This window comes from Priestia sp. JV24 (genome assembly GCF_025910025.1).
GTDB classification, from domain to species: domain Bacteria; phylum Bacillota; class Bacilli; order Bacillales; family Bacillaceae_H; genus Priestia; species Priestia megaterium.
Genome location: NZ_JAPCIN010000024.1, coordinates 220,482 through 241,542, shown reverse-complemented (window position 1 = coordinate 241,542; position 21,061 = coordinate 220,482). Strand labels below are relative to the sequence as shown.

Below are 21,061 nucleotides of genomic sequence, written 5' to 3'. Positions count from 1 at the left end.
CTTCAAAGGTTATATTCTCCATTTTCACAGATTTATTCCATCCATATCATCTCTCAATTTTATATTTGAATTTAATATGGGAGGAACGGTTAAAAATTATTCATTATAAAGCGTGGTGTCCTAATGAACTTAACATTATCCAGTTTAGAAAATATGAAATTAAAAGAGCTGTATGAACATGCTCGTGAGTATAAAGTTTCGTACTATAGTAAATTAACGAAAAAAGAACTTGTCTTTGCTATTTTAAAGGCTCAAGCTGAACAAGATGGGCTTTTATTTATGGAAGGCGTTCTTGAAATTATTCAGTCAGAAGGATTCGGTTTCCTACGACCAATTAACTATTCACCGAGTTCAGAAGATATTTATATCTCAGCTTCACAAATTCGTCGCTTCGATCTGCGTAATGGAGACAAGGTATCGGGGAAAGTTCGTCCTCCAAAAGAAAATGAGCGTTACTACGGATTATTACATGTAGAAGCGGTAAACGGAGAAGATCCGGAAACGTCAAAAGATCGCGTGCATTTTCCAGCGCTAACGCCTATTTATCCAAATGAACAAATGCTGCTAGAAACTCAGCCAAGAAGTTTCTCTACGCGTATTATTGACTTGATTTCACCAATTGGATTTGGGCAAAGGGGACTAATTGTCGCGCCGCCAAAAGCAGGTAAAACGATGCTGTTAAAAGAAATTGCCAATAGCATTACAACGAATCATCCTGATGCAGAATTGATTGTTCTTCTTATTGATGAACGTCCTGAGGAAGTGACGGACATTGAGCGTTCGGTTGACGGTGATGTTGTCAGTTCTACATTTGACGAAGTGCCAGAAAACCACATTAAAGTAGCGGAACTTGTACTTGAACGTGCGATGAGATTAGTCGAACACAAAAAAGATGTTGTCATTTTGATGGATAGCATCACAAGACTTGCTCGTGCTTATAACTTAGTTATTCCACCGAGCGGTCGTACACTATCAGGGGGTATTGACCCGGCTGCTTTTCACCGCCCAAAACGATTCTTTGGAGCTGCTCGTAACATTGAAGATGGAGGCAGCTTAACCATTCTAGCAACAGCCTTAATTGATACAGGCTCTCGTATGGATGATGTTATTTATGAAGAATTTAAAGGTACAGGTAACATGGAACTGCATCTAGATCGTTCACTAGCTGAAAAACGTATCTTCCCTGCGATTGACATTCGTCGCTCAGGCACACGTAAAGAAGAGCTGCTAATTCCAAAAGAGCATTTAGACCACTTATGGGCAATTCGTAAATCAATGGCAGATGCTCCTGATTTTGCAGAAAAATTCTTAAAACGTTTACGTCAAACAAAGACAAATGAAGAATTCTTCTCGATGTTAACGGAAGAGAAAAAAACGCTTCTAGCAAATAAACGATAAGTTATAAAACATGTGGTTGCAAAAGCATACAACCCTTGTTATAATTTCATCATGTGTGTTGATAAAGTACACAGTGAAATAGTTATTATTTCATCACTATCTTTATCAATAAACTCTGTTTCAGAATGATTCAGGGCGGAAGGAGATGAAACGAATGAAAACAGGAATTCATCCAAACTATAAAACAGTTATGGTTAAATGTACTTGCGGAAACGAATTTGAAAGTGGTTCTGTAAAAGAAGAGATCCGCGTTGAGACTTGTTCTGAATGTCACCCATTCTACACTGGTCGTCAAAAATTCGCTGAAGCTGGTGGCCGTGTTGATCGCTTCAACAAAAAATACGGTCTTAAATAATCACATTGTCGAAACAAACAGGCAAGTAGCTTAACTTCTTGCCTGTTTTTTTGCTTATAAAAGTAGAAAAACAGTGTCTACTTGATAAAAAAGTGGGTACTTTATCATAGGAATAAGATCTACATAGAAGACGTAGATTAAGTTAGTAGCGGTTCGCTCAGAAACGGAACGAGAAGAAGGGAGAGTCCCGCAGTGGTGTACGTAATGAAACAAAGCGGTTGGATAGAAGTAATTTGTGGCAGTATGTTTTCAGGGAAATCAGAAGAGTTAATTCGACGTGTGCGCCGCACGCAGTTTGCTAAACAAAAAGCACAAGTGTTCAAGCCTGCAATCGATAATCGATATAGCGAAGAAGCGGTTGTTTCACATAATGGTACATCTGTTATGGCTTATTCAATCTCGGCATCGCGCGATATTTTAAAGCGAGTAGATGAAGAGACAGACGTAGTAGCGATAGATGAAGTACAGTTTTTTGACACAGATATTTTAGAAATTGTTCAATCTTTAGCGGATCAAGGCTTTCGTGTGATTGTAGCGGGGTTAGATCAAGACTTCAAAGGTGAACCTTTTGGACAAATGCCGCAGTTAATGGCTATTGCAGAGTCGGTAACAAAGCTACAGGCTGTGTGCGCTTCATGTGGCTCTCCTGCGAGCCGTACGCAGCGTTTGATTAACGGTGAGCCTGCTTCTTATGACGACCCTATTATTTTAGTCGGTGCGTCTGAATCGTACGAACCAAGATGTCGTCATTGCCACGTTGTGCAAAAGTCTAAAGGACAAGCGGTGTCTGTGGACTCAAGCGAAATGGTCGAAAAATAAAGCAAGAATTTTATGATGATAAAAACAGAACGCGCAGTTCTGTTTTTTTGTTCATATACGTGTATTAACAAGGTTTTGACTCTATTTTAAAGCTATACTATAATTACAATGTTATGGATAAAGAATGAGGTGAATGACGTGTTTGATCGTTTAGAAGCGGTAGAGGCGCGCTATGAGAAGTTAAACGAACTTCTGAGTGACCCTGAGATCGTAAACAACCCCTCTAAGTTGAGAGAATATTCGAAGGAACAATCAGATATACAACAAACGGTAGCGGCTTATCAGGAATACAAAGATGTAAAAGAGCAGTTATCAGAAGCGAAAACGATGCTTGAAGATAAGCTTGATGCGGATATGCGTGACATGGTAAAAGAAGAAATTGCCGAGTTAGAAACGCAGCAAGAAGAGCTAGTTGAAAAGCTACGTATTTTATTAATTCCAAAAGATCCAAACGATGATAAAAACGTAATCATGGAGGTTCGTGGAGCGGCTGGTGGAGATGAAGCAGCATTATTCGCAGCTAATTTGTACCGCATGTATTCGCGCTTTGCTGAATCCCAAGGCTGGAAAACAGAAGTAATGGAAGCAACGACTACTGGAGTAGGCGGTTATAAAGAAATTATCTTTATGATTAACGGTAAAGGTGCGTACTCAAAGATGAAATTTGAAAACGGTGCACACCGTGTTCAACGGGTTCCTGAAACAGAATCAGGCGGTCGTATTCATACATCTACAGCGACGGTAGCATGTCTTCCTGAAGCGGAAGAAGTCGAAGTGGACATTCATGAAAAAGACATCCGTGTAGATACATTTGCTTCAAGTGGACCTGGTGGCCAAAGTGTTAATACGACGATGTCAGCCGTTCGTTTAACGCATTTACCAACAAATACAGTGGTATCATGTCAAGATGAAAAGTCTCAAATTAAAAATAAAGAAAAAGCAATGAAAGTATTGCGTGCTCGCGTGTACGATAAGTTCCAGCGAGAAGCACAAGCAGAGTACGATGCAACGCGCAAACAAGCAGTTGGATCTGGAGATCGCTCCGAGCGTATCCGTACGTATAACTTCCCGCAAAATCGCGTAACGGACCACCGTATTGGTCTGACGATTCAAAAGCTAGATCAAATCTTAGAAGGCAAGCTTGATGAAATTATCGATGCATTAGTCATGGAAGACCAAGCGCGCCGAATGGAAGATTCGAACTAATGAAAGTATTTGAAGCCCTTAAGTGGGCTTCTTCTTTTTTGAAAGAGGCAAAGCGAGATGAAAACGCGGGAGAACTCTTGCTTCGCCATCACTTGCAGATGACGAGAACTCATTTGCTAGGTGCTCTGCAGGAAGAACTAGAAGAAGAAATTCTAAAAAGATTTGAACAAGATGTCCATGCTCATAAAGCAGGTATGCCTGTACAATATCTAATCGGGACAGAAGAATTTTACGGGCGTTCATTTATTGTAAACGAACATGTATTAATTCCAAGACCCGAAACGGAAGAACTGGTATACGGAATGATTTCTCGAATAAAAAAAGAATTTCAACACCAGCCTATTGAGCTTTTAGATATTGGAACGGGAAGTGGGGCAATTGCTATCACTTTAGCTTTGGAGCTTGACAGAGTGGAAGTTACAGCAACAGATATAGCTATAGAATCTTTAAGCGTAGCTAAAGAAAATGCTCAAAACCTGGACGCTGCTGTCATATTTATACAGGGAGATCTATTACAACCATTTTTATTATCGAATCAGAAATTTGATGTAATTGTGTCTAATCCGCCTTATATTCCAGCAGATGATGAGTTGTCCACAGTGGTAAAAGATCATGAGCCAAACCGAGCTCTTTTTGGTGGAAAAGATGGCCTGGATTTTTATCGACGTTTCATGGAAGAGTTGCCATATGTGACGAAGTCAAATAGTATTATTGGATTTGAAGTCGGGGCCGGACAGACAAAAGATGTAGCTGAGATGCTGCAAAAAACGTTTCCGACAGCTTTTGTAGAATGTGTATATGATATTAATGGAAAAGATCGAATGGTTTTTGCACAACTTCGCGAGAACTAAAAAAATCAGAGGGAATGATTTTCCCTTTGATTTTTGAAAATCATGCATTTTTTTACTAAATTACTAGTTTAAGATATCTTGCTTTCGGCCATACTGTTCCTATGAAAGGGCGGTGGCCGAAATGAAGAAATATGCTATCATTTATTTTATTTTATTAATTATTGGAGCAAATGCTCAACTTATATATACACATAACCAAGTGCAGGCAGATCAGCCTGCAGTCATTCCAGACGAGGCAATTCGACTGCGCATTTTAGCAAACAGCGACGGTGAAAAAGACCAGTACGTAAAACGTCTGATTCGTGACCGCGTGAACGAACAAATCACAGAATGGGTAAAAAATTTAACATCTGTAACTGTAGCTCGAAAAACAATTAAAGAAAATTTGCCGGCGCTTGAAACAATTGCGAAAGAAGTGCTAAAAGAAGAAGGCGTAAATGAATCTGTTCATGTTAAATTCGGAAAAGTAGAGTTTCCTACTAAGTTGTACGGTCAGTTCTTATATCCAGCAGGTGAGTATGAAGCCGTGCTTATTACTCTTGGCAAAGGAGAGGGAGCAAACTGGTGGTGCGTACTATTTCCTCCTTTATGCTTCTTAGATTTCTCAAACGGTGAAGCGGTAAAAGCGCCGGAGCCATCTGAAGAAGAGCCAAAGGAAGAAAAAGAGAAACCAGCAGCTTCTGAATCAAAATCTGCAGACAAAACAGATGACAAATCGGCTGAAAGTAAAGAACCCGCAGTGAAAACAGAAATTCAATCTGCAACTATTACATCGGATTCTATTGAGCAGAAAGCTGAGGAACCTTCTCAACCAACAGTATCTTCTACAGAAGTAATTGCAAAAGATACAAGCAGCACAGTAAAGGAAGAAACAAGTGCTAAGGCTGAAAAAAAGGAAAGTAAAGAAGCTGAAAAATCTGTTTCATCTAAGAAAAAAGCTGATTCTAAATCAAAAGAAGATTCCGTAGAAGTTAAGTTTTTTGTAGTAGAATGGGTATCGTCAGTATTTAATTAATAGAATCATTAAAAATAAAATTCAGTTCTACTTTTTTTAATCACCTCATAGATTTGTTACTAGAAAACAAGTTGAGGTGATTAAAATGAGAGAACAATTAAAAATTGCTAGTGAAAATGATTATATTCGAATTGAGCAGTTCTTACAAAAAGCGGGCATCAGCACAGCTGGCGTGGAAGAGCATATTCATCAATTTGTCATAATGGAAAATGAAGAAGGCGAGCTGCTAGCAACAGTTGGGTTTGAAAAAGAAGGTGTGGATGGAATTCTCCGCTCCCTTGTCGTGTCTCCTTCTTTAATGCAATCTGATATTCTGCTGCTATTTAAAAGCATCGTCCAGCTGGCTCAAAAGCATGGCGTGAAGCAACTATATTTACTAACAAATAAGGCATCTTCTCTACATTTTTTTCAAATGATGAATTTTCAGCAAACATCTTACAGTGCACTGCCTGAGTTGTTAAAAGAACATTCTTATTTAAAAAAGTTACCAAACCCTCGGGATGTCTATGTGATGTTTTATGCAGCTAGTTAAAAGAAAATGTGGATAAATCATTTTGATTGGGTATCCACAATGTTATTCACAAAAACATAAGCTTTATCCACATTTTGTGGATAAAGCTTGTTTGTTGATATAATGAATGCAGGTATTTTACTATCTTTGATACATATTGTACTTTTAAAGTAAAAAAAACCTAGATATAGAAAGAAAAAGGAGTTGAAGAAGATGGAAACTAAGTTATGGGTTGTGGATAATTTTACGAACGAAAAAGATATTTATCCACAGATAGAAGAAGCAGCAGATTTGCTGCGCAATCACGAAGTGGTTGCTTTTCCTACAGAGACGGTGTATGGACTAGGAGGAGATGCAACATCGGATAAAGCTGTGGATAAAATTTTTGCAGCGAAAGGACGTCCTAGTGATAACCCTCTTATTGTTCATATTGGAGATAAAGAGCAGCTTCATACATTTGTAGAGTCGATTCCTTCAAAAGCAGAGAAAGTGATTGATGCTTTTTGGCCGGGTCCTCTTACAGTAATATTGCCCAAAAAAGATCGAGTTTCAGATAAGGTTACGGCTGGTTTAAACAGCATTGCAGTGAGAATGCCATCACATCCGGTAGCCCTCGCATTATTAAAAAAAGTGGCTTTGCCTATCGCAGCTCCTAGTGCAAACCTTTCCGGTAAGCCAAGTCCCACTCTAGCTCATCATGTGATGAATGATTTAGAAGGGCGTATTAGCGGAGTTGTAGATGGAGGAGCAACAGGGGTAGGAGTAGAGTCGACTGTCCTTGATTGTACTGAAGAGATTCCTATTATTTTACGTCCGGGCGGCATTACTCAGAAAGAGTTGGAAAATGTCATTGGTCCCGTAAAAGTAGATCGAGCGTTACTAAGTGATAAAGAAGCGCCAAAATCTCCAGGTATGAAATACACGCATTACGCACCTGATGCACCGCTTGTCATTGTTGACGGCAGTTCAGATTTTTTCCAATCTATTATCGATCGCTATAAAGATCAGGGTAAGCGAGTGGGGGTATTAACGACATCTGAACATGAAGATGCGTATAAAGCGGATGCGGTTATCACATGTGGATCTCGTTCAAATTTAGAGACGGTTGCTAGCCACTTATACGAGTCGCTTCGTTCATTTAATGAGTGTGACGTAGATGTTATCGTTAGTGAAAGTTTTTCTGAAGAAGGAGTCGGTCATGCCGTTATGAACCGATTAATGAAAGCTGCAGGACATCACGTGATTAAGCAATAAAATTCATCTTCTAAACCTTTTCGAATGTGCATATTTTGAAATAGGAGCACGTCCGAGGAGGGTAAAGATGAATGTATCTCAGTTAATTAGTGAAATGATCACATTAGTCATTATGGCGTTTGCCTTAGGAATGGATGCTTTCTCAGTTGGTTTGGGAATGGGATTAATTCGTTTACGCTTTCGCCAAATTTTCTACATTGGTGTTGTTATCGGTGTATTTCATATTTGGATGCCGCTGTTAGGCATGTTTATTGGACGACTTTTGTCTGATAAACTTGGAATGTTTGCTACCTATGGCGGTGGAATTTTATTGTTGATTCTTGGGGCTCAGATGATTTATTCATCCTTTAAGCATGACGATACGCCGTTTATCAAACCAGTTGGCTTTGGACTGTTATTTTTTGCGCTCAGCGTGAGTCTAGATAGTTTTTCTGTTGGACTTAGCTTAGGTATTTTTGGGGCAAGAACGTTTTTGACCATTATTGTTTTTGGCGTAGTGAGTATGCTATTAACTTGGTTAGGATTGCTGCTAGGCAGAAGAGTACAAGGTTGGATTGGTTCATATAGTGAGGCACTGGGCGGGAGCATTTTATTAGCTTTTGGAATCAAATTGTTATTACCTTTTTAACTATATATAAATAGGTAAAGGATCATGACCATGCAGGTTATGGTCTTTTTTTGCTTCTTTTGGATTGTAGTGATAAAAGAAGGAAAGCGAAGTCGTTTTTTCGAGATGCATGAAGCGATAATCGATAAAAAAATACCTGAAAAAGCTAACTGGATTTATGCAGGCAATAGAGATACAATAGGGTGGAATATCAACATAGTCGAACATAGTGAAAGCAAGGGAGGATGTATCTTGAAAAACATCTTATTTGTATGTACAGGAAACACGTGCCGCAGCCCTATGGCAGAAGCGTTGCTCAAAGCTAAAGAGATAGATGGAATAAACGTGAAGTCTGCAGGCGTATTCGCTTCAAATGGAAGTGAAGCTTCTGTTCATGCACAAGTTGCCCTTCACCAGAAAGGCATAGCTTGTTTTCATGCTTCGGCAGCATTAACGGAAGAACAATTGATGTGGGCTACTTATATTTTTACGATGACGGAGCAGCATAAAATGCTGATTTTGAACCAAGCTCCATACGTAAGTGATAAATTATTTACGCTAAAAGAATTTGCCGACGAGCAAGGTGAAGTATCTGATCCGTTTGGCGGATCATTACAGACGTACGAACAGACTTTAGAAGAGTTAGAGCGTATGATTAACAAAATAGTCGACAAATTATAAAAGGTCCCATAAATTTTTGCTGACTTAAAATGAACAGAAATTTAATATAAGACGAAGGTACGTATGAGGAGGAAACAAAGATGAAAGTAGCTATTGCATCTGACCACGGCGGTATAAATTTGCGACAGGAAATTATCTCTTTAATGGAAGAATTAAATATTGAATATGTGGATTTAGGGTGTGAATGCACAGCGTCCGTAGACTATCCGGATTATGCACTGCCCGTTGCTCAAAAAGTGGCGAGCCAAGAAGTAAGTCGAGGCATTCTTATTTGTGGAACAGGCATCGGTATGAGTATAGCAGCTAATAAAGTAAAAGGAATTCGCTGTGCTCTAGTGCATGATACGTTTAGTGCAAAAGCGACAAGAGAACATAATGATAGCAACATTTTGGCAATGGGTGAACGTGTCATTGGGCCGGGACTTGCATGTGAAATTGCGAAAATTTGGTTAATGACAGAATTTGAAGGCGGCCGACATGAAAATCGCGTGAATAAAATTAAACAGTATGAGCAGCAAAGTGATGCAACATTAACTGTATAATGTGAACGTATTCAATGAAAGAAAGGAAGAAAAACGTGTCTGAACTTACGAAATGGAAAGAGCAGTTGGAAACAGTTCTATCTGATTTTTTAGCACAAGTGCAGTTGTCTTCAGAACATACACTTGTCATTGGATGCAGTACAAGCGAGGTAATTGGTGAAAAAATAGGAACCGCAGGCGCAATGGAAGTCGCAGAAATGATTTTTGATACACTATCAGATTTTCGAAAAAAGACGGGTGTTCACTTAGCATTTCAATGCTGTGAACATCTCAATCGAGCACTGGTAGTAGAAAGAGAATTAGCTCGCAAAGAGCGTTTAGAAATGGTTAGTGTTGTGCCTATTCATAAAGCAGGCGGAGCGATGGCTACACAGGCCTATGGCCAGCTTAAAGATCCTGTTTTGGTAGAGTTTATTAAAGCTGATGCCGGTATTGATATTGGAGATACATTCATTGGTATGCATTTAAAGCATGTCGCAGTACCCGTTCGTTGTACGTTAAACGCAGTTGGACACGCTCATGTTACTTTAGCAAAGACGCGTCCAAAACTAATTGGTGGAATGAGAGCGTTTTACGAACTTTCGTAATTAAATATATTAAAATAATACACATTTTTTCTTTTTTATTCTAAATAAATCATGTTACAATGTAGTTGAATCAACAAATAACGAACATTGCGAATACGAAATGAGGAGAGGATTTTGATGGAGAAACAACTAATGCAACAAGATCCAGCAGTTTATAATGCGATCAAGGATGAATTACAAAGACAACGTACTAAGATTGAGCTAATTGCTTCAGAAAACTTTGTAACAACAGCGGTAATGGAAGCACAAGGTTCAGTTTTAACAAATAAATATGCTGAAGGCTATCCAGCTAAACGTTACTACGGTGGTTGTGAACACGTAGACGTAGTAGAAGACTTAGCTCGTGATCGTGCAAAAGAAATTTTCGGAGCAGAGCACGTGAATGTTCAACCTCACTCAGGTGCACAAGCAAACATGGCTGTATATTTCACAGTTTTAGAGGCTGGAGACACAGTACTTGGTATGAATTTATCGCACGGCGGTCACTTAACGCACGGAAGTCCTGTTAACTTTAGTGGTGTTCAGTATAATTTCATTGAATATGGCGTAGATCGTGAAACACATCGCATTAACTACGATGATGTATTAGAAAAAGCTCGTACACATAAACCAAAATTAATTGTGGCTGGTGCAAGCGCATATCCGCGCGCAATCGACTTCAAGCGTTTCCGTGAAATCGCTGATGAAGTAGGAGCTTATTTAATGGTAGACATGGCTCACATCGCTGGTCTAGTAGCTGCAGGACTTCATCAAAATCCTGTGCCACATGCTCATTTCGTTACAACTACAACACATAAAACACTGCGCGGACCACGCGGCGGTATGATTTTATGTAAAGAAGAATTTGCGAAAAAGATTGATAAGTCAATCTTCCCTGGTATTCAAGGTGGTCCATTGATGCACGTTATCGCTGCAAAAGCAGTAGCATTTGGTGAAGCATTACAAGATGAATTTAAGCACTATGCTCAAAATATCATCGATAATGCTAATCGTTTAGCAGAAGGATTAAAGAAAGAAGGATTTGCTCTTGTATCTGAAGGAACAGACAATCACCTTGTGTTAATCGACGTAAGCTCAATGAATTTGACAGGCAAAGTGGCTGAAAAAGCGCTTGATGATGTAGGTATTACAACAAACAAAAATACAATTCCTTATGATGAGCAAAGCCCATTTGTAACAAGCGGTATCCGTATTGGTACAGCTGCGGTTACAACTCGCGGATTTGGCTTAGAAGAGATGGATGAAATTGCTTCTATCATCGGATTAACGCTTAAAAATATTGAAGATGAAGAAAAGCTAGCTGAAGCTAAAACACGCGTTGAAGCTTTAACAAGCAAGTTTGAAATGTATAAATCATTGTAAGAGAGACAGGCCTTTGTGCCTGTTTTTTTATGGAGAAAGTGGTAGCAATTCAATCATTTTTTGAATAATGCTTGAACTCAAAAACTTTTTTCTGTAAAATGAATGCAATGTATAAATTTAATTAGCAAGAGATATGTTTTTACTAGTACGTACCATTCAATTCGTTGAATGGTATTTTAATGTGTACATCTTTATATATAAGGAGAGATATCAATGGGCAAAGTATACGTATTTGATCACCCGCTTATTCAACACAAATTAACTTACATACGTGATGTAAAAACGGGAACGAAAGAGTTTCGTGAATTAGTTGATGAAGTGGCAAGCTTAATGGCTTTTGAAGCGACACGTGATTTACCGCTAGAAGACGTTGAAATTGAAACACCGGTTTGCAAAACAAAGTCAAAAGTTATTGCAGGGAAAAAGCTTGGTATCGTTCCAATTCTTCGTGCTGGTATCGGCATGGTAGATGGATTTTTAAAACTAATGCCAGCTGCTAAAGTTGGACACGTTGGCTTATATCGTGATCCAGAAACATTACAGCCTGTTGAATATTATGTAAAGCTGCCTAATGATGTAGAAGAGCGTGACTTTATTGTAGTAGATCCTATGCTTGCAACAGGAGGGTCAGCTGTAGAAGCAATCAACTCTCTTAAAAAAAGAGGCGCTAAAAACATTAAATTTATGTGTTTAATTGCTGCTCCTGAAGGCGTGGAAATCGTAAAAGAAGCACACCCTGACGTAGATATTTACATTGCGGCATTAGATGAAAAATTAAATGACCATGGATATATTGTTCCAGGTTTAGGTGATGCAGGGGATCGTTTATTCGGTACAAAATAATTTGTAGATTCGGGTGATGAACATGAAGCAGCCAATTAAAGTAATGACGATATTCGGGACAAGACCAGAAGCAATTAAAATGGCCCCTCTAGTGCTAGAGCTTAAAAAGCGACCGGAGGAGTTCGAAGCGATTGTTACGGTAACGGCTCAGCACCGTGAAATGTTAGACCAAGTATTGAGCATTTTTGACATTCAGCCTGACTATGACCTTAACATTATGAAAGATCGCCAAACTCTTATGGACGTAACGACCAGAGGATTAGAAGGTTTGGACGACGTAATGAAAAAAGTAAAGCCGGATATCGTACTTGTACACGGCGATACAACTACGACGTTTATTGCCGGACTAGCAGCTTTTTATAATCAAATTCAGGTGGGACATGTTGAAGCAGGTTTGCGCACATGGAATAAATATTCTCCATATCCGGAAGAAATGAACCGTCAGCTTACAGGCGTTCTCGCTGATTTGCACTTTGCTCCGACAGATAAGTCTGCAGCTAATTTGCAAGCAGAGAATAAAAAAGAAGAGCGAATCTTTGTGACTGGAAACACAGCTATCGATGCGTTAAAAACGACAGTAAAAGAGACATATGAGCATGAAGTGTTAACGAAATTGGGAGATGATCGTCTTATTTTATTAACGGCGCATCGACGCGAAAATTTAGGCGAACCAATGAAAAACATGTTCCGTGCTGTTAAACGTATTGTGGATGAACATGAAGATGTGCAAGTTGTGTATCCTGTTCATTTGAATCCGGTAGTTAGAGAAACAGCAAACGATATCTTAGGAAATGATCCACGCATTCATTTAATTGAACCGTTAGATGTAATTGACTTCCATAACTTCGCTGAGCGCGCTCATATTATTTTGACAGATTCGGGCGGTGTTCAAGAAGAAGCTCCTTCATTAGGCGTACCTGTATTGGTACTTCGTGATACAACAGAGCGACCGGAAGGAATTGAAGCAGGAACGCTCAAACTAGCAGGAACGGAAGAAGAAACAATTTATACGCTAGCAAAAGAGCTGTTAATAGATGAAGACGTATATAAGCAAATGTCACAAGCATCGAATCCTTATGGAGATGGCTTAGCTTCTAAACGTATTTGTGATGCTATTAGCTACTATTTCAACCGCCGTGAAAATAGACCGGAAGCTTTTAATCCGCTTTCGTAAGATTTCTAAACACCTTTCACATGAAAAGTGTCTCTTTGAGACACGATAGTGTGAGAGGTGTTTTTTTATGTGGATTAAATGGTTAATGATTAGCTTTATATTAGGGAGCGGGGGAGGGCAAATGTCGTTCAATCCGATATTTCCTTCTATAAAACAAGAAATGAATCATCAGGAAAAATCAATAATTGTCATGGTTGAAAAAGAAAAATTCGCGGAATTTAAAAATCAGCTACAAAAAAATTATCCTAATATAAAGATTAAGAGCGAATTTCACACGGTATTTACAGGACTTTCATTAAACGGCTCCATCTCGGATTTGGAAAAACTATCTCATAATCCTTCTATTATTGGTTCACATTCTATTAAAAACTACCAGGTTGCAGAAGAAAATAGCGTAACCTTCATTGGCTCAGAACAGGTAAGGGGCTTATTTGATACTTATAATCGGCGCTTAACAGGAAAAGGGATCAAAGTAGGCGTCATCGATACGGGTGTTGATTATTCTCATCCCGATTTAAAACAAACCTACAGGGGAGGGTATGATGTAATAGATAAAGATTATGAGCCGATGGAAACCACTCGGGAGCAAGGAGAGCCTACTCTGCATGGCACTCATGTAGCTGGTATTATTGCAGCAAATGGAAATATTAAAGGTGTAGCACCTCAAGCGGAGATCTACGCATACCGAGCTCTTGGACCTGGTGGAGCTGGAACGTCTGAAAGTGTTATTCTAGCTATCGAAAAAGCAATTCAAGATGATGTAGATATTATTAATTTATCATTAGGAAATGATGTGAATGGCCCTGATTTACCAACAAGCTTAGCGTTAGATCGAGCTGTTGAAAAAGGAATTGTAACGGTTACATCCAGCGGCAATTCAGGTCCAGGTTTATGGACTGTGGGCTCTCCAGGTACAGCGGGAAAAGCTATTTCGGTTGGCGCTTCTGTTTCCCCGACAACAGTTCAATTTCTAACAATTGGATTTAGCAAAGAAAAAATTATGATGGCGCCAGTAGAAGGGTCTCGTCCATGGACGTTTAATCAAACGCTGCGTGTAATAAATGAAGAATACTTCAAAGAGCAAAAGCATGCGTTGGGTAACGTCATTTTGCTAAAAGCAGAAGGAAATGTGGTTGAAAAAAAGATTAAACAAGCTGAACAGGCAGGAGCAAGAGCCGTTATTTTATATAGTCCGACTGAAAAAAGCATAATCGGTAAACTACAGGAGTCAGTAAATATTCCAGTGATATGGATAAGTAAAAAAAACGGTGATACCATTAGTCAATACATTCAGTCTCAACAGCCATACTTACGTACTGGCAAGCAAGTGGTGCAAGACTTGCTCACATCTTTCAGTTCAAGAGGACCTGTAACGACTACTTGGGGAATCAAGCCGGACGTCGTCGCACCTGGTTACTTCATTAATAGTACAGTTCCTGGGGGATACGAACGCATGCATGGAACAAGTATGGCTGCGCCCCATGTAGCTGGAGCGTGCGCTCTTATTTTACAAGCTCACCCGAACTGGTCTCCTGAACAAGTCAAAGCTTCATTGATGAACACAAGTAAAGTAATGCAGCAGCTAAATGGTCAAACGTATCGCGTATATGAACAAGGAGCTGGGAGAATTCAAATAGCAAAAGCTGTCACAGCAGACTCTTTATTTTATCCATCTTCTTTATCTTTCGGTATTTTTACGCGCTCATCAAAGAAAGTCTTATCATTTAAAATTGATAACCAGTCTGATAAAGCAAAAACGTATCGCTTAAACGTTCCGAGAAGGGATGAAGGAGTGAACTGGGATGTTCCATTACCCGTCACGGTGCAGCCCCATCAGACAAAAGAAATAGCTGTCACTTTATCGGTGCAGCCCCGTTTTAAAAATAAAGGTATATATGACGGATATTTGGAAATAAATGATTCACGTGAAACATTTTCGCTTCCTTATATGTACATGGTTAGCATTCCAGATTATCCTCGTATCATGGGATTGCAAGTAGCAGCGGAAAAAGAGAAAAATACTTATAGCTATGAACTGTTTTTGCCTGAAGGAGCAGATGAGTTAGGCGTTGCTCTTTTTGATAAGCAGTCTTTACAGTTTATATCATATTTAGATGTTGACGTTGATGTAGAAAGAGGCATGAGAAAACAGAAAATAACGATCGATGAATCGCTTGTGCCGGGGGCCTACCAAATATTTGCATTTGTGAAAAAGCATAGACAAGAGCAGGTTGTACACAGTACAATAACGATTGAATGAACCTCTTTAAATGTTTTCATTTGAAGAGGTTTTATGTGTGGCAGAAATGTGAACAATAAGAAGAGATTGTGAAGTTTTTAGCTTAAACACATTGACATTAAATATACGCTATTGTATGCTTACAGGGAATATAAATGATAAGGTTTTCAACCTGTGAAAACCGTTGATATTTCTGCGTATTTTATTAGCTGTTTTTACCTTTTTTAGCAATTTTTTTTGCCTTTCTATCATATATTGAGCTATAAAAACGATAGAGAATTCGGAAAAAAGAAAATTTTGCAAAAGGGGTATGAGCTTATGAAAGATCGCAACCGTCATCCTTTGCAAGCGATGGCATTAGTGTCAATCATTCTATCACAGTTAGCAGGTTCAGTCTTAATTGGCTTATTCTCTGGAAGATGGGCTGATCAATGGCTTGACACCGAACCACTATTTTTGATTTTAGGCCTTCTTTCAGGGCTAGCAGCAGGTGTTTTTATGATGCTGCGGACAGTCCACCATTTTTTTTCAGGAGATTAATAATTCATGCAGGATTTGCAGCACGTTTTTCCAAGACTTCGTTCATACATATTGTATTTGTTAGCATTATACGTTCTCGGCTGGGGATTTACAAGTTATAAGGCTGTTTTTGCAGGTTTAATTTTAGGAACCGCCCTGAGTTTGTATAATTTGTGGAACTTAGTAAGAAAGTTTGAGCAGTTTGGACAGGCGTTGGATGAGGGGAAAAAGCCCCGTTCAATTGGGACTGTTGTAAGATTTGCAACAGCTGCTCTCGCAGTTGTGATTACCATCTCTTATCCAAAAACCTTTCATATTATTAGTGTAGTTGTGGGATTAATGACGTATTACGTTGTCATTATCATAGATTTAGTTGTTCAAAATATGCGTAGAAGATAGAAAGAGAGGTGAACACAGTTGGGTCATGAATCACCAACTATAGAGTTTCTAGGCCTTACTTTTAGTCAAAGTAACTTGCTTATGGTTACCGTAGCTTCTGTTATTGTATTCTTAATTGCAGTTTTATGTACTCGTACTCTTGCTATGAAGCCAAGCGGTGCACAAAACTTTATTGAATGGGTCTTAGATTTTGTTAAAGGACTCGTTAATAGCAATATGGATTGGAAAACAGGTGGCCGCTTTTTGACGCTAGGTGTAACTTTACTTATGTACATTTTTGTGTCAAATATGTTGGGTCTTCCATTTGCCATCGTGATTGACCATAACTTATGGTGGAAATCGCCAACCGCTGATCCAGCAATTACGCTGACGTTAGCCGTTATGGTAGTTGTACTATCACATTATTATGGTATTAAAATGCGAGGTTTTTCTGCATACACGAAAGATTACTTCAAGCCAATGGCGTTTTTATTCCCGCTTAAGATTATCGAGGAGTTTGCCAATACGTTAACGCTTGGCCTTCGTCTTTACGGTAATATTTATGCTGGGGAAATTTTGTTAAGCTTGCTAGCTGGTTTAGCAACAACAGGCTTCCTAGGTACAATTGGAGCTGCTATTCCAATGCTTTTATGGCAAGGATTCAGTATTTTTGTAGGCGCAATTCAGGCCTTCATTTTCACAATGTTAACGATGGTTTATTTATCTCACAAAGTGAGTAGCGACCATTAATTTATAAAGCTTTGTTCAAGTAATACCCAATTTGGACAAAACAAAACTTAGTTAAACAAAATCATATATATTAAGGGAGGACTTTATAAAATGGGTTTAATAGCATCTGCAATTGCGATTGGTTTAGCGGCACTAGGTGCTGGTATTGGTAACGGTCTTATCGTTTCTAAGACGATTGAAGGCACAGCTCGCCAACCAGAAGCACGTGGTACATTAACTTCAATGATGTTCGTTGGGGTTGCCTTAGTTGAGGCGCTTCCAATTATCGCCGTAGTTATTGCATTCATGGTACAAGGTAAATAATAATGTGTTACATGTGGCGAAGATCATTCAAAAGAACCTTCGCCATTACTTTATGTCTTTAATAAGTAAATTATATATGTGGAGTCTCTGAAGGGAGTGAACATGGCCGTGTCGAACATGTTTGTGTTAGGAGCAGCAGGCATTAATGGTGGAGATATTCTTTTCCAATTAGTGATGTTCCTTATCCTACTTGCGTTACTTCAAAAATTCGCGTTTGGTCCTGTAATGGGAATCATGAAAAAACGTGAAGAGCATATTGCCGGTGAGATTGATGAAGCAGAAAAGCAAAATGAGGAAGCGAAGAAGCTTGTTGAAGAGCAGCGTGAAATCTTAAAGCAATCTCGTCAAGAAGTGCAAGTAATGATGGAAAACGCTAGAAAGTCTGCAGAAGATAAAAAAGAAGAAATCATTGCGGCAGCACGCGAAGAGTCTGAGCGTCTAAAAGCTGCAGCAAAACAAGAAATCGAACAGCAAAAAGATCAAGCAGTTGCTGCGTTACGTGAGCAAGTTGCTTCATTATCTGTTTTAATTGCGTCGAAAGTTATTGAAAAAGAACTTTCTGAACAAGATCAAGAGAAGTTAATTCATGAATATATCCAAGAAGTAGGGGATGTACGATGAGTCAACCAGCTGTAGCCAAACGCTATGCACTAGCTCTTTTTCAATTAGCAACAGAAAAACAGATGATCGATGAAATGCAAGACCAGCTACAAATCGTTGAAGAGGTGTTTGCTAAAACACCTGAATTAATGGATGTATTAACTCATCCAAAAATTACAATTGAGCGAAAAAAACAGTTTGTAAGTGAGGCATTTGCTGAACTTTCACCAACTGTTCAACATACGGTTCTTCTATTATTAGAGCGTCACCGCATTCAAATTGTTAGCGAAATGGTAAAAGAGTATCGTTTCCTAGCGAACGAAGTACGTGGCGTGGCAGATGCAACTGTTTATTCTGTCAAACCTTTAAGTGCAGATGAGAAAAGAGCAATCTCACAATCATTTGCTTCTAAAGTTGGAAAACATACGTTAAATATTTCAAATATAGTAGATAAAAGCCTAATCGGCGGCGTGAAGCTTCGCATTGGTAATCGTATCTATGATGGCAGCATTAGCAGCAAATTAGAAACGATCCACCGAGGACTTCTTGCACACAGATCGTAGATAGGGGTGAAATTCATGAGCATCAAAGCTGAAGAAATTAGTGCGCTGATCAAGCAGCAAATTGAAAACTATCAGTCTGAGATTAAAGTGAGTGATGTAGGTACTGTTATCCAAGTTGGGGACGGTATCGCACGTGCTCATGGCCTCGACAATGTCATGGCTGGAGAACTGGTTGAATTTTCAAATGGTGTCATGGGAATGGCACAAAACTTAGAAGAAAACAATGTAGGTATCATTATTTTAGGACCATATACGGAAATTCGTGAAGGTGACGAAGTTCGCCGTACAGGACGCATCATGGAAGTTCCAGTAGGGGAGCAGTTAATCGGTCGTGTTGTTAACTCATTAGGTCAGCCAGTAGACGGCTTAGGCCCAGTAGAAACAACAAAAACACGTCCAATTGAAGGTGCTGCACCTGGCGTTATGGATCGTAAATCAGTACATGAGCCGCTTCAAACAGGTATCAAGGCGATTGACGCACTTGTGCCGATCGGTCGTGGACAGCGTGAGTTAATTATCGGTGACCGTCAAACGGGTAAAACATCGGTAGCAATCGATACAATCTTAAACCAAAAAGATCAAGATATGGTATGTATCTATGTAGCGATTGGCCAAAAAGAATCAACAGTTCGTAACGTAGTAGAGACATTACGTAAACACGGTGCTCTAGATTACACAATCGTTGTAACAGCATCAGCTTCACAACCAGCCCCACTATTATTCTTAGCGCCATATGCTGGGGTAACAATGGGTGAAGAGTTTATGTATAACGGTAAGCACGTACTTGTTATTTACGATGACTTAACAAAACAAGCATCAGCTTATCGTGAACTTTCATTACTATTACGCCGTCCTCCAGGTCGTGAAGCGTATCCAGGGGATGTATTCTACCTGCACTCTCGTTTATTAGAGCGTGCGGCAAAGTTATCGGACGCAAAAGGTGGAGGTTCATTAACAGCTCTTCCATTTATTGAAACGCAAGCAGGAGACGTATCTGCTTATATCCCAACGAACGTAATTTCGATTACAGACGGACAAATTTTCTTACAGTCAGATCTATTCTTCTCAGGCGTGCGTCCTGCGATTAATGCTGGTCTTTCTGTATCACGTGTAGGGGGATCTGCACAAATTAAAGCGATGAAAAAGGTAGCAGGTACACTGCGTCTAGACCTTGCATCTTATCGTGAGCTTGAATCGTTTGCTCAGTTCGGTTCTGATCTTGACCAAGCAACTCAAGCAAAATTAAATCGAGGAGCGCGTACAGTTGAAATCTTAAAACAAGGTTTACACAAACCGCTTCGCGTAGAAAAACAAGTAGCTGTGCTTTACGCATTAACAAAAGGCTTTTTAGATGATGTTCCGGTATCAGATATTACGCGCTTTGAAGACGAGTACTTAACATGGTTAGAATCAAACCGTAAAGAAGTACTTGAATCAATCCGTACAACTGGTGGACTTCCTGAAGCTGGCGTATTCGAATCAGCACTTGAAGAATTCAAGAAAACATTTATTGCATCTGAATAATATATTGTCAGCATGGTATGTTAAGACAATCTTTCAATAAGGTGAAGGTGAACATTTGTTCACCTTTCATACCACGTGATCTTCTAAAACAAGGTGGTGAAACCTTTGGCATCATTACGTGATATACAAACTCGAATCACATCGACGAAAAAAACGAGCCAGATTACGAAAGCAATGGAAATGGTTTCAGCTGCAAAGCTGAATAGAGCGGAACAAAATGCAAAATCGTTTGTTCCATACATGGAAAAAATTCAAGAAGTAGTCTCAAGCGTAGCCCTAGGCAGCAGAGGCGCTTCACATCCAATGCTAACTGCGCGCAGTGTGAAGAAGACTGGTTACATCGTAATCACTTCAGATCGCGGCCTAGCAGGAGCATATAACAGTAATATTTTGCGAAAAGTATCTCAAGCTATTGAAGAACGCCATCAATCACCTGATGAATACGGTGTGATTGCAATTGGACGAGTAGGGAGAGATTTCTTCGTGAAACGCGGCATTCCGGTTTTGCTTGAAATCACAGGCTTAGCAGATCAGCCAGCTTTTGCTGACATTCAAGGAATCGCTTCACAAACAGTTCAAATGTTTGCAGACGGTACGTTTGATGAACTTTACTTATACTACAATCACTTTATCAATACGATTTCACAAGAAGTGACGGAGAAGAAGCTATTGCCTCTAACAGATCTTCAACCTTCTGGTAAACTTGTTGGTTATGAATTTGAACCATCACAAGAAGAGATTTTAGAAGTATTACTTCCTCAGTATGCAGAGAGTTTAATTTACGGCGGCCTACTTGACGGAAAAGCAAGTGAGCATGCTGCTCGTATGACAGCGATGAAAAGTGCAACAGACAACGCAAAAGATCTTATCAATAATCTTACATTGTCATATAACCGTGCACGTCAAGCGGCAATTACCCAGGAAATTACGGAAATTGTTGGCGGAGCGGCAGCGTTAGAATAGAAAGTTTAATGGAAAAG

The 21,061-nt window shown here is 39.4% G+C and carries 24 protein-coding genes; all 24 read left to right on the top strand.

Going from position 1 to position 21,061, the window contains the following annotated elements; translation table 11 throughout:
• Window positions 1-123: 123 nt before the first annotated feature.
• The 24 genes from rho (at window position 124) to OK414_RS26765 (ending at window position 21,044) form a co-directional block, all read left to right on the top strand.
• Window positions 124-1,398 carry a transcription termination factor Rho gene (gene rho / locus OK414_RS26880; protein ID WP_013059823.1) on the top strand — a complete coding sequence of 425 codons (1,275 nt, stop codon included), beginning with the start codon at window positions 124-126 and terminating at the stop codon, window positions 1,396-1,398.
• Between the two features lie 154 nt (window positions 1,399-1,552).
• On the top strand, window positions 1,553-1,753 hold the full coding sequence (gene rpmE / locus OK414_RS26875; RefSeq protein ID WP_013085477.1) for a 50S ribosomal protein L31: 201 nt from the start codon (window positions 1,553-1,555) through the stop codon (window positions 1,751-1,753).
• A gap of 204 nt (window positions 1,754-1,957) precedes the next feature.
• Complete coding sequence (locus OK414_RS26870; RefSeq protein WP_226897604.1) at window positions 1,958-2,572, top strand: thymidine kinase; 615 nt, start codon at window positions 1,958-1,960, stop codon at window positions 2,570-2,572.
• A gap of 138 nt (window positions 2,573-2,710) precedes the next feature.
• Window positions 2,711-3,778, top strand: a complete 1,068-nt coding sequence (gene prfA, locus OK414_RS26865; protein ID WP_013059820.1) for a peptide chain release factor 1 — start codon at window positions 2,711-2,713, stop codon at window positions 3,776-3,778.
• Window positions 3,778-4,629 carry a peptide chain release factor N(5)-glutamine methyltransferase gene (prmC, locus tag OK414_RS26860; protein WP_095380194.1) on the top strand — a complete coding sequence of 284 codons (852 nt, stop codon included), beginning with the start codon at window positions 3,778-3,780 and terminating at the stop codon, window positions 4,627-4,629. The genes prfA and prmC overlap by 1 nt, the downstream gene beginning before the upstream one ends.
• 121 nt (window positions 4,630-4,750) lie before the next feature.
• A complete protein-coding gene (gene spoIIR / locus OK414_RS26855; RefSeq protein WP_016765928.1) occupies window positions 4,751-5,644 on the top strand; it encodes a stage II sporulation protein R in 894 nt (297 codons plus the stop codon).
• Window positions 5,645-5,729: 85 nt separating this feature from the next.
• Window positions 5,730-6,176 (top strand): GNAT family N-acetyltransferase, encoded by a 447-nt coding sequence (locus tag OK414_RS26850; protein WP_034648269.1) that lies wholly within the window; start codon window positions 5,730-5,732, stop codon window positions 6,174-6,176.
• Window positions 6,177-6,368: 192 nt separating this feature from the next.
• The gene (locus tag OK414_RS26845) at window positions 6,369-7,409 is read left to right on the top strand and encodes an L-threonylcarbamoyladenylate synthase (RefSeq protein ID WP_016765926.1); all 1,041 of its coding nucleotides are present in this window, start codon (window positions 6,369-6,371) and stop codon (window positions 7,407-7,409) included.
• 67 nt (window positions 7,410-7,476) lie between these two features.
• Window positions 7,477-8,037 (top strand): manganese efflux pump MntP family protein, encoded by a 561-nt coding sequence (locus OK414_RS26840; protein WP_013085470.1) that lies wholly within the window; start codon window positions 7,477-7,479, stop codon window positions 8,035-8,037.
• Between the two features lie 231 nt (window positions 8,038-8,268).
• Window positions 8,269-8,697: a low molecular weight protein arginine phosphatase gene (locus tag OK414_RS26835; protein ID WP_263045943.1), complete on the top strand. Its 429-nt coding sequence runs from the start codon at window positions 8,269-8,271 to the stop codon at window positions 8,695-8,697.
• 80 nt (window positions 8,698-8,777) lie between these two features.
• Window positions 8,778-9,239, top strand: a complete 462-nt coding sequence (gene rpiB / locus OK414_RS26830; RefSeq protein ID WP_263045925.1) for a ribose 5-phosphate isomerase B — start codon at window positions 8,778-8,780, stop codon at window positions 9,237-9,239.
• A gap of 35 nt (window positions 9,240-9,274) precedes the next feature.
• Entirely contained in the window at window positions 9,275-9,826 is a 552-nt protein-coding gene (locus OK414_RS26825; RefSeq protein ID WP_016765924.1) for a TIGR01440 family protein, read from the top strand.
• A 117-nt stretch (window positions 9,827-9,943) separates the two neighbouring features.
• The gene (gene glyA / locus OK414_RS26820; RefSeq protein ID WP_013059811.1) at window positions 9,944-11,188 is read left to right on the top strand and encodes a serine hydroxymethyltransferase; all 1,245 of its coding nucleotides are present in this window, start codon (window positions 9,944-9,946) and stop codon (window positions 11,186-11,188) included.
• Window positions 11,189-11,401: 213 nt separating this feature from the next.
• The gene (gene upp / locus OK414_RS26815; RefSeq protein ID WP_013059810.1) at window positions 11,402-12,031 is read left to right on the top strand and encodes a uracil phosphoribosyltransferase; all 630 of its coding nucleotides are present in this window, start codon (window positions 11,402-11,404) and stop codon (window positions 12,029-12,031) included.
• Window positions 12,032-12,053: 22 nt separating this feature from the next.
• Entirely contained in the window at window positions 12,054-13,205 is a 1,152-nt protein-coding gene (wecB, locus tag OK414_RS26810) for a non-hydrolyzing UDP-N-acetylglucosamine 2-epimerase (RefSeq protein ID WP_016765923.1), read from the top strand.
• A 67-nt stretch (window positions 13,206-13,272) separates the two neighbouring features.
• Window positions 13,273-15,465, top strand: coding sequence for a S8 family serine peptidase (locus tag OK414_RS26805; protein ID WP_263045924.1), 2,193 nt, complete (start codon window positions 13,273-13,275; stop codon window positions 15,463-15,465).
• A 297-nt stretch (window positions 15,466-15,762) separates the two neighbouring features.
• Complete coding sequence (locus OK414_RS26800; RefSeq protein WP_013085464.1) at window positions 15,763-15,984, top strand: AtpZ/AtpI family protein; 222 nt, start codon at window positions 15,763-15,765, stop codon at window positions 15,982-15,984.
• A gap of 6 nt (window positions 15,985-15,990) precedes the next feature.
• Complete coding sequence (locus tag OK414_RS26795; RefSeq protein ID WP_013059806.1) at window positions 15,991-16,362, top strand: ATP synthase subunit I; 372 nt, start codon at window positions 15,991-15,993, stop codon at window positions 16,360-16,362.
• 18 nt (window positions 16,363-16,380) lie between these two features.
• Window positions 16,381-17,091: a F0F1 ATP synthase subunit A gene (gene atpB, locus OK414_RS26790; protein WP_013059805.1), complete on the top strand. Its 711-nt coding sequence runs from the start codon at window positions 16,381-16,383 to the stop codon at window positions 17,089-17,091.
• Between the two features lie 90 nt (window positions 17,092-17,181).
• The gene (atpE, locus tag OK414_RS26785) at window positions 17,182-17,394 is read left to right on the top strand and encodes a F0F1 ATP synthase subunit C (protein ID WP_013059804.1); all 213 of its coding nucleotides are present in this window, start codon (window positions 17,182-17,184) and stop codon (window positions 17,392-17,394) included.
• 102 nt (window positions 17,395-17,496) lie between these two features.
• The gene (locus tag OK414_RS26780) at window positions 17,497-18,015 is read left to right on the top strand and encodes a F0F1 ATP synthase subunit B (protein ID WP_013085463.1); all 519 of its coding nucleotides are present in this window, start codon (window positions 17,497-17,499) and stop codon (window positions 18,013-18,015) included.
• Entirely contained in the window at window positions 18,012-18,557 is a 546-nt protein-coding gene (locus OK414_RS26775) for a F0F1 ATP synthase subunit delta (protein WP_013059802.1), read from the top strand. The genes OK414_RS26780 and OK414_RS26775 overlap by 4 nt, the downstream gene beginning before the upstream one ends.
• A gap of 15 nt (window positions 18,558-18,572) precedes the next feature.
• A complete protein-coding gene (gene atpA, locus OK414_RS26770; protein WP_013085461.1) occupies window positions 18,573-20,081 on the top strand; it encodes a F0F1 ATP synthase subunit alpha in 1,509 nt (502 codons plus the stop codon).
• A gap of 105 nt (window positions 20,082-20,186) precedes the next feature.
• On the top strand, window positions 20,187-21,044 hold the full coding sequence (locus OK414_RS26765; RefSeq protein ID WP_013059800.1) for a F0F1 ATP synthase subunit gamma: 858 nt from the start codon (window positions 20,187-20,189) through the stop codon (window positions 21,042-21,044).
• The last annotated feature ends 17 nt before the right edge of the window (window positions 21,045-21,061 follow it).

Excerpts from the sequence above, each read along its gene's own strand:
- rho (WP_013059823.1), top strand. The coding sequence starts at position 124 with ATGAACTTAACATTATCCAGTTTAGAAAATATGAAATTAAAAGAGCTG.
- rpmE (WP_013085477.1), top strand. The coding sequence starts at position 1,553 with ATGAAAACAGGAATTCATCCAAACTATAAAACAGTTATGGTTAAATGT.
- OK414_RS26870 (WP_226897604.1), top strand. The coding sequence starts at position 1,958 with ATGAAACAAAGCGGTTGGATAGAAGTAATTTGTGGCAGTATGTTTTCA.
- prmC (WP_095380194.1), top strand. The coding sequence starts at position 3,778 with ATGAAAGTATTTGAAGCCCTTAAGTGGGCTTCTTCTTTTTTGAAAGAG.
- spoIIR (WP_016765928.1), top strand. The coding sequence starts at position 4,751 with ATGAAGAAATATGCTATCATTTATTTTATTTTATTAATTATTGGAGCA.
- OK414_RS26850 (WP_034648269.1), top strand. The coding sequence starts at position 5,730 with ATGAGAGAACAATTAAAAATTGCTAGTGAAAATGATTATATTCGAATT.
- OK414_RS26845 (WP_016765926.1), top strand. The coding sequence starts at position 6,369 with ATGGAAACTAAGTTATGGGTTGTGGATAATTTTACGAACGAAAAAGAT.
- OK414_RS26840 (WP_013085470.1), top strand. The coding sequence starts at position 7,477 with ATGAATGTATCTCAGTTAATTAGTGAAATGATCACATTAGTCATTATG.
- rpiB (WP_263045925.1), top strand. The coding sequence starts at position 8,778 with ATGAAAGTAGCTATTGCATCTGACCACGGCGGTATAAATTTGCGACAG.
- glyA (WP_013059811.1), top strand. The coding sequence starts at position 9,944 with ATGGAGAAACAACTAATGCAACAAGATCCAGCAGTTTATAATGCGATC.
- upp (WP_013059810.1), top strand. The coding sequence starts at position 11,402 with ATGGGCAAAGTATACGTATTTGATCACCCGCTTATTCAACACAAATTA.
- wecB (WP_016765923.1), top strand. The coding sequence starts at position 12,054 with ATGAAGCAGCCAATTAAAGTAATGACGATATTCGGGACAAGACCAGAA.
- OK414_RS26805 (WP_263045924.1), top strand. The coding sequence starts at position 13,273 with ATGTGGATTAAATGGTTAATGATTAGCTTTATATTAGGGAGCGGGGGA.
- OK414_RS26800 (WP_013085464.1), top strand. The coding sequence starts at position 15,763 with ATGAAAGATCGCAACCGTCATCCTTTGCAAGCGATGGCATTAGTGTCA.
- OK414_RS26795 (WP_013059806.1), top strand. The coding sequence starts at position 15,991 with ATGCAGGATTTGCAGCACGTTTTTCCAAGACTTCGTTCATACATATTG.
- atpE (WP_013059804.1), top strand. The coding sequence starts at position 17,182 with ATGGGTTTAATAGCATCTGCAATTGCGATTGGTTTAGCGGCACTAGGT.
- OK414_RS26780 (WP_013085463.1), top strand. The coding sequence starts at position 17,497 with ATGGCCGTGTCGAACATGTTTGTGTTAGGAGCAGCAGGCATTAATGGT.
- OK414_RS26775 (WP_013059802.1), top strand. The coding sequence starts at position 18,012 with ATGAGTCAACCAGCTGTAGCCAAACGCTATGCACTAGCTCTTTTTCAA.
- atpA (WP_013085461.1), top strand. The coding sequence starts at position 18,573 with ATGAGCATCAAAGCTGAAGAAATTAGTGCGCTGATCAAGCAGCAAATT.